Origin of the sequence: Stieleria sp. (assembly GCF_041595215.1) — a bacterium.
Taxonomy (GTDB): domain Bacteria; phylum Planctomycetota; class Planctomycetia; order Pirellulales; family Pirellulaceae; genus Stieleria; species Stieleria magnilauensis.
The window spans coordinates 1-4,949 of record NZ_JBFHKV010000644.1; the positions used below are offsets into that span (position 1 = coordinate 1).

Annotated in this window: 2 protein-coding genes; both read right to left on the reverse strand. The window is 57.3% G+C overall.

The features are described from left to right. Nucleotides 1–26 precede the first annotated feature (26 nt). Nucleotides 27–2,660, reverse strand: a complete 2,634-nt coding sequence (locus ABX749_RS21690) for a M1 family aminopeptidase (RefSeq protein ID WP_372897820.1) — start codon at nt 2,658–2,660, stop codon at nt 27–29. Between the two features lie 384 nt (nt 2,661–3,044). Next, nucleotides 3,045–3,563 (reverse strand): hypothetical protein, encoded by a 519-nt coding sequence (locus tag ABX749_RS21695; RefSeq protein WP_372897821.1) that lies wholly within the window; start codon nt 3,561–3,563, stop codon nt 3,045–3,047. Nucleotides 3,564–4,949: the final 1,386 nt, after the last annotated feature.

The following is a 4,949-nucleotide window of genomic DNA, read 5'->3' on the forward strand; positions in this document are numbered from 1 at the left end:
GCACTCCCGCAACGGGCCGGACGCTGCTACTGGTCCTTCTCGCTTGCCGCTTCTTGGGCCTTCAAGTCTTTGAGCTCGGCCTTCAGTTTCTCCGTTTCCTGTTTCAGTTCGGTCATCGTCTTGCGTAGCTCGACGATCTCGGTCGGGACCAGCGGTCGAGACGCGTTGAGTTCCGCCAGAGCGCGTTTCGCGGCGTCGGCAATCCGGCTGTCTCCCGAATCGGTGTACGATTCGATCACCGCGACGGCGCGAAGGTCACCCAGTTGGCCAAGGGCGTTGAGCGCAGAGGTCTGGACGGTGGACTTGGGATGCTCAACGTGAGAGCAGAGGAATTCGAAGACTGAATCCTTGTTTTCAAGTGATCGGGCGGTCTTGGCCAACGCCGTCAACCCGCGTCCGAAATCGCGTGCGTCGAATTCCCCGTGACGTTTCTCCAGGGCGGACAGCAACGCCGGGGCAAAGGCGGGTTCATTCATTTTTCCGATCGCCGAGATCGCTGCATCAGCCAACTCATTGCCGAACGACTCGGATTCCAACAGTTCCGTCAATTTCTGTTTCGACGTGTCTCCATGGAATCGCCCCAACACTGCAATTGCAGCGACCTGGATCGCGGGATTAGATTCTTTTTCCAACACGTCCAAAGCCAGCTCCAGCGTCTCCGGGGTGAAGCGTCCGAACAAACGCTGCACGACGGCTTGCCGCACACGGGCGTCCGACTGACCCTGCCAACTCGATTTCAATGCCTCGAGCGCTTTGTCGGAGCCGTGCTTGCCGAGCGCCTTGGCCGCTTCGATTCGCACACCAAAAAACGGATCGGTGTTCAGTCGCTCGGCTAACAATTTGACCGACGCATCCGTTTTGCGATCGGCCAGGGCCACACAGGCAAGCAAACGCCCCATCATATCGTCGGTGTTTTTGATTTGCGATTCCAGCAGATCGTTGGCTTTGTCGAACGAGACAGTTGCCAAGACGGTGTAGTCGGGATCAAAGCGGACGATCGAGGGTTTGGCGGCCAGGGGAACGTAAAAATCTTCCTCGACCTGGCTGATTTCGATCTCGCGATCGACGGTATCGCCCTCGACGATGAAACGCAACTTCGTCGGGAAGTGATACAACAGGACATCGTCGCTCAGCTTTTGGGTTTGCTTGACCGTGACCTTGGCCAGTTTTTCTTTGGGCATCCATTTGTAGGTGATCTTCAGATCGGGATGCCGCGGATGATAAAGCCATTGATCAAAGAACCGGTCCATCGGTCGACCGCTCAGTTCTTCGATCACCTGTCGCAGGTCGTCCGACACGACACTGGTCAACGCGTGCCGCTGCAGGTATTCCTTGACGCACTTGCGGTACAAATCAGCTCCCAGTTGGCTACGCAACATGTGCAGCACCCAACTGCCTTTGGGGTACGAGCGGTAATCGAACTGCTGCATCGGGTTGCGGTAGCCGTTGTACACGATCGGCTTGGTGTCTTTGTCTTGGGGCAGCACCCGACCGGTCGCATCGTTGTAGAGTCCATACAGCAGCGCATCGCGTCCGAATTTGTGGCCTTCGAACAGATGGGTGTAATAGGTCGCAAAGCCTTCGTTGAGCCACAGGTGACTCCAGTCTTTGCAGGTCACGTAGTCACCGAACCACTGGTGCGCCATCTCGTGGGCATCCAGTCGCCGGGTCGTGCGAATGTTCTCGGTCGCCTCGGAAAAGATCGTCGTGTGCGTCAGCGTGGTCAGCGACGTGTTCTCCATGCCGCCGGCGGTGAAGTCGCGAATCGTGACCTGATCGTACTTGTGCCAGGGAAACGGCACACCGATTTCCTGTTCAAAGAACGCCATGATCTCGGGCGTGTCACGAAATGAGTTGGCGGCGTGTTCGGCCAGCGTCGGTTGCGTGTAGAAACCGAGCGCGATGTCGCGATGACGTTTCTCGAGTTTCTCCAGGTTCCCGGCGACCAGACAGATCAAGTAGTTCGCATGCGGTTTCTCTTGCAACCAACGGACGGCTTTCAGGCCTGCCGCATCGATCGTTTCTCCCATCCGTTTTCCATTGCTCAGCACACGCATGGTCTTCGGGACGTGGCAGATCACTTCGGTCGAGGACCGTTCGTTGGGGTAGTCGAAACAGGGGAACCAGTGCCGCGCCTCGTGAGTTTCTCCTTGGGTCCAGATATGAGTGTCTTGCTCGGGGTAACCCATTTCGGCGGTGCGGAAATACAGCCCCGCGTTGGGCTGGGCGGAATAGTCGATTTCAACCGTGAATTCAGTCCCGACCGGAATCGGTTCGGTGAACGCGATCTGCAGCCCGTCGCGGGTGGAAATGAAATCCTCAACCGTCGCTTCCTGGCAACGCACTTGTTGGACGTGGATGTCGATCGCATCCAACCGCAAGATTTCAACCGGTTCGGCGATCGGTTGAGCGGTGATGGAGACCGTGCCGGCGACCGTTCGCGCGTCAAAGTCGGGCGTCACGTCCAGCTTCAAGTGCAGCACATCGACTTGGCGATCGGGTGCGTATTGGTAACGACCGTCGAGTTCCAGTCCCAGCGGCAGCATTGCGTGGGAACGGCCATCGGCACAGTAGCGGCAGATGAACTCTGCGCCGCGGGCTTGTCCAACGAGACAGAACAACAGCGCAGCGGTCACGGACCAACGGACAAAACAAATCATGGCTCAAGGTGGTTGGGGGGATAGAGCGTGGCGTAAGCTTCCAGCTTGCGAGATGTGGAGTAAGCTTCCAGCTTGCGGCTGCACGACACGGCAAGCAGCATGCGTACTCCACTTTGCGAATAGTGTACTGCGTCGCAACTTAATTGCGAACGACGCGGGTCGCGCAGCTCGATCCGAGGTGGATCCTTCTTGGCTCCGGCCTCCCCCCTTTTCGAGGTCGTGCGGCTTTCGGTGACACTCTCCCAGGGGGCATTGGTGGCTACACATCGTCAACCACATTGCCTTGGGACGTACAACGTATTGCTGATGCTCTTTCATCGACTGTGTCGTGGCATCGCGCGGCGTAACGAGTGGGAAAGGCTTCCAGCCTGTCGAGTTGTTTCTTTATCCCTCGCCTTCGGTTTGCCTTTCTACGATTTCCTCATCATTCGCCAATCCGCGTGCCCGGCCAACCAACCAAACCGCGTAGAACGCGGGAAACGTCAGCAGCGGGAAACCGAAGGCGCCGGCCAACAGACCGACCCACCGGATTTTGCTATAGGCCGATTCAAGTCCCGTGTGCATCCGCCGCGAAAGCCGAATCATCTGTGAAAACAGAAACGCAAACCCCGCGGTCGTCACCGTCATGCCGATCACGTCACCCAAGCTGACGGGCGATTCGGAGAGTTCTGACCAAAGCCCGATCGGATAGATGATGCCGAAATAGATCAAACCGATCCAACCCATCCATTTGTAGATCTTCGCCGCACGAGCGAGGTAGCGGTCTCGGTCGTCCGACGAAGTCGGCAGTTCCGCTGGCGGCTCGGGCGGCGTGGCGGGAGGTGCGTAAGGGTTGGTCATCGTTTCCTGAAGTGCGCGATCGTTATCGATGACCAAACCTGATTGCGCGAGCGAAATCGTCATTGCGACAACCTTCGCGGTAGAGTTGTTCCAGGTACGCGTCAACGTTCATGGTTCAAACCGAAGGCGGATTGGCGGTAAAGAATTTGTGAAACGATCGTCGTCGGCGTTTTTAATGACGCAGGATACGTCGAATGTTCCACAGGAATTGACGAATGGACAACGAAGATCTCGGCGGAGTCCTGGCGAACTGGGTGACCGACGTCCAAAACGGCATCGTCGAGTTGTGTTGCTCATGACGCCGCACACCTGTAACGCCCGTTTGATCAACGAACCTCCTGAGACGTTCTTCAAATCGGCGACGTGTTTGTGGCGGCCGTGGTTTGCACGCCGGCACGGATGTCGCTCGCCGGGCTTTCATCGAGTGTGATTTCGCCATCATCAACAGCACGTATGCGGCGGCCAGGCCGAGCGCCGCAAACGAGCAGGAGGTCAATACCACCAACGACACAGATGCACCGGGAACCAGGAGGCCGATCCCAAACCCCAACAAGGCTCCGATGCAGGCCAGGATGATAATGAGAATCAGATCCATTCGTCATCGCCTCATTGATGCGAGCGGATAAGGGGGCAGCCTAAATCCGAAAGTTGACGGCCTCCTCGTCACCCTTGACGATATCTAGTGTACCCGATCGCAACTGCCATCAGAGACGGCAGCGGTGCACTCAGCAATCCAATTCTCCACGTACTCTGCAGCTCGACGTCCTAGGCGTTGGCCCTTCGACGCAGAGCAACCGAAGCCACGAAACGATTAGGGTCCGAAGAGCGCTTTCGCGACTGCGAGTGCGAAACCAATCATCAGCAATTTGGTAAACCAAGTCGGGAATAGTTGGTTTGGATCGGAGGACTTCGATGTCTCGGTTGGCGTCGGGTTCAGGTCTGTCTTGCAAATCGGACAAGTATCATCTGAAGTAGCTGTTACCGGCATCAGACATTTTGGGCAATAAACAGACATGAAGATCTCTTGACTACCAAGTTGTTAATAGCAAATTGAGGCACGTTTTGGCGACCGATCGTCCGGCGCAGGACGTCAAAACGCAGACCAGTAAACAGGCCCGAGTTCGCCGTAGGATATTGCGAAGTTGTTGCTGCGACCACCTCCGGCGAATGGCTTGGACTACAGGCGTTAGCGGAGCGGCGCGAGCGGGCCGGTTTCTGCGTTGAATACGCGTTGACGGACCGGAGGGCTCGCGCCCTACCGCTGACAACAACAATTCGTTGGGTGCCAAGGGAGAGCGTCAGCGAACCGAGTATCCCGAGGGACGTCGATTGTATTACTGACGAATTACTCGCCGTACCGCGTTGTGGGAACGACTCGCGAGCGGCAACCGCTCCTGCGGCCCGCACGCCAGCGGCGTGCCACATCAAAGCTTGGGGTCGCGCCCGCGC

Excerpts from the sequence above, each read along its gene's own strand:
- ABX749_RS21690 (WP_372897820.1), bottom strand. The coding sequence starts at position 2,660 with ATGATTTGTTTTGTCCGTTGGTCCGTGACCGCTGCGCTGTTGTTCTGT.
- ABX749_RS21695 (WP_372897821.1), bottom strand. The coding sequence starts at position 3,563 with ATGACGATTTCGCTCGCGCAATCAGGTTTGGTCATCGATAACGATCGC.